Genomic DNA, 2,360 nt, shown 5'->3' on the forward strand with positions numbered 1-2,360 from the left:
CGTGTTCGACGTCGACTTCGCCGAAGTGGCGGCGCTGCTCGGGCGTTGTCGAGGAGGCTTTTTCCAAGCGTAAATCTGGTTGGGATGGACCTCGTAGCGCTGGGCTAGGTCGGCAACCGTCGCCTGCTCGCGGATCGCCTCTAGCGCGATCTTCGCCTTCAGCCCCGCGTCGATCTTCCGTCTCGTTCTCTTCGTCATGGCCTGCTCCGTTTACCAAACGGGGCGGCCGACTTCCAACTTCCGCCCTGGCCCCAAATCCGGGGTCCACTTCACACGGTGAATGTGGGACCAGTCCGGGTGGGGGCGTTCGTCGCTCGGAAGCTCCGAGGGAGGCGGGTAGAGCTGGTTCTCCAGGCGGAGGTCGTCGTCGAGATCGGCCGGCAGGGCCAGGTCAACCCGGCACGACGGGCTCGGTTCACGTACTTGCTCACCGTGCCCTGGGCAAGGCCGAGGCTGCGGGCGACTTCCCGCTGGGACATGCCGACGCTGTATCGCAGGCGTAGGAGTTCGCGGATTTGGCGCATGGACAGTCTCTCTGTCGGCATCTCGGTCCTCCACTCGGGTAAAGGACCAAGCTACCTTGGGTTGTCGACTGTCGGACGCGGACGCCTTCTCCCTGTCTCCCCCAAGGCCGATCACGATTGCTGGAAACAGCGATCACGATCCCCTGGAATCGGTGATCACGATGCTCTGGACCGGGTGATCACGATGGTCTGGAAACCGCGATCACCATGGCCTGGAAAACGCACGTCTATCTCGCCCGACGTCATCACCCGGATCGTCGACAGCCACCCGAACAGCCACATCGACGACCTGCTGCCCTGGGCCTACGCCCCGCCGCAAGCCCTAAGAAACGTGGCCTGACGACAACGCTTACAATTGAGTCCCGACCTTAGCTAGGTGGACAGCCTTGCCTCACCGCCCGAGACCGACAATAGACCCGTCCTGACCAATCATTTATCCTCGGCACGTCAATTTGGGACCAAACATCTACCCCACGCGCCACCAGACGCCGAGGTGCTTTCGCAGTCGCGGCTTTAGCCAAAAAGAGCGTAATAGGTGCGGCGCAGCAGCCCAGAAGCCAGTCTTTTTGTATTGCGCCGCGGCACGCTCTAGGGCAAGATAGGCGGCGAGGTTACGTTGAGCCTTTCGATCCGCCAGTTTTTCGGGCCGATCGAGATATGTCGCGGCAATCAGGGCGGCGGCCTTATCGACGTTGACGATCGATGCGTTGACACCGACATCGATCCACGCGAGCGGCTCGGGAACCACCGTGAGCGACCCGCCCTTTAGCCCAAGTCGTATAAACCATTCGAGATCCTCGAGTCGGCGAAGTCGAGAGTCCAGCATCCCGACTGTATCGAAGACCGCGCGGCTGGCGAGCAGTGTCGAGCCCGGGCAATGCCAGCAGCCAGCGCAGAACGTGGCCACATCGGAGGCCGACGCTGGGATCAGACGCTGCTCCTCGTTTGTGAGGCGGCGGGCGTAGATGAACCCCGTGGCCACCACATCCAGCGGGCGGCTGGGGTTGGCAAAGGCGAGTTGCCGCGCCAGCTTGCCGGGCAGGAATCGGTCATCCGAGTCCAGAAAAGCGACCCAGGGCTGCGTCGCAGCGGCCAGTCCGAGGTTGCGGCTCGCCGCCGGCCCTCCATTTACGTCGCTGCGGATGAGCCGGATGCGTGCATCGGCGGCAAGGTCCGGCGGCAGAGCGAAAGCCGGCGTCGAGGCGTCGTCTACGATCACGACCTCGACGTCACAACCGGACTGCGCCAGGGCTGAGCGCGCGGCCGCCTCGCCGGTCTGCTGCCGGTTGTAGACCGGAATGATAACTGTGACACCAGTCGTCGCCATAAAAACCTGGCCTCAAAAAGGGCGCCGCCGGGATGCCGGGCTATGAGATGCGTCACCGCGTCGGGACCCAGACGGAAGAGAAGGTTGAGCATGCTCACCCCAGGCTCAAAGGTTGTACGGCCCTGGTCATGTGCCGGATAACCTCCGTCGGTTACGCCAGTCCCGTCGCGTGAACTGTACGTCGTCGAACATGACGAATACGTCCGAAACCGTGGTGATGTCGAAATAGCCAATCCAGGGGATATAGTTGGATTGGAGGATGGCAACGATCTTTTCGGTCGTCAGACTCGGATTCTACCATCATTCGAGATCCTTAGTTCAGCGCTTCGCGAGGCCGAACTCGGCATCGCGGCGCCGCGAGAAAACGTGCAGTGCTACCGTCTTTGTGGCGACTGGATCGGAAGATCCGACATCCCTCGCACGAGGGGCGGGCCATTGCTAACTTAACAGGTACCGCAGGGCGCCATCCAGCAAAAGGAGCGGGATCGTTTAGCAGGCTGTTGAAATTC

General features: G+C 62.0%; 4 protein-coding genes and 1 pseudogene. 1 reads left to right on the forward strand and 4 read right to left on the reverse strand.

Features of this window, described 5'->3' with window-relative positions; genetic code table 11:
• Together ABTU92_RS22655 and ABTU92_RS22660 are read right to left on the reverse strand one after the other, a co-directional pair.
• Positions 1-198 (reverse strand): transposase (locus ABTU92_RS22655; RefSeq protein WP_408093888.1); only part of this gene is annotated, 198 nt, incomplete at its 3' end.
• 71 nt (positions 199-269) lie between these two features.
• On the reverse strand, positions 270-545 hold the full coding sequence (locus ABTU92_RS22660) for a sigma factor-like helix-turn-helix DNA-binding protein (RefSeq protein WP_408093889.1): 276 nt from the start codon (positions 543-545) through the stop codon (positions 270-272).
• A 217-nt stretch (positions 546-762) separates the two neighbouring features.
• On the opposite strand from ABTU92_RS22660, the pseudogene ABTU92_RS22665 reads away from it, so the two are divergent.
• Positions 763-864: pseudogene (locus ABTU92_RS22665) on the forward strand (transposase domain-containing protein); the annotation flags it as partial.
• Positions 865-990: 126 nt separating this feature from the next.
• Here ABTU92_RS22665 and ABTU92_RS22670 read toward each other — a convergent pair.
• Together ABTU92_RS22670 and ABTU92_RS22675 are read right to left on the reverse strand one after the other, a co-directional pair.
• A complete protein-coding gene (locus ABTU92_RS22670) occupies positions 991-1,851 on the reverse strand; it encodes a glycosyltransferase family 2 protein (RefSeq protein ID WP_408093890.1) in 861 nt (286 codons plus the stop codon).
• 126 nt (positions 1,852-1,977) lie between these two features.
• A complete protein-coding gene (locus ABTU92_RS22675; protein WP_408093891.1) occupies positions 1,978-2,136 on the reverse strand; it encodes a WbqC family protein in 159 nt (52 codons plus the stop codon).
• Between the last annotated feature and the right edge of the window lie 224 nt (positions 2,137-2,360).

This window comes from Rhodoplanes sp. SY1 (assembly GCF_046000175.1).
Classification (GTDB): domain Bacteria; phylum Pseudomonadota; class Alphaproteobacteria; order Rhizobiales; family Xanthobacteraceae; genus Rhodoplanes.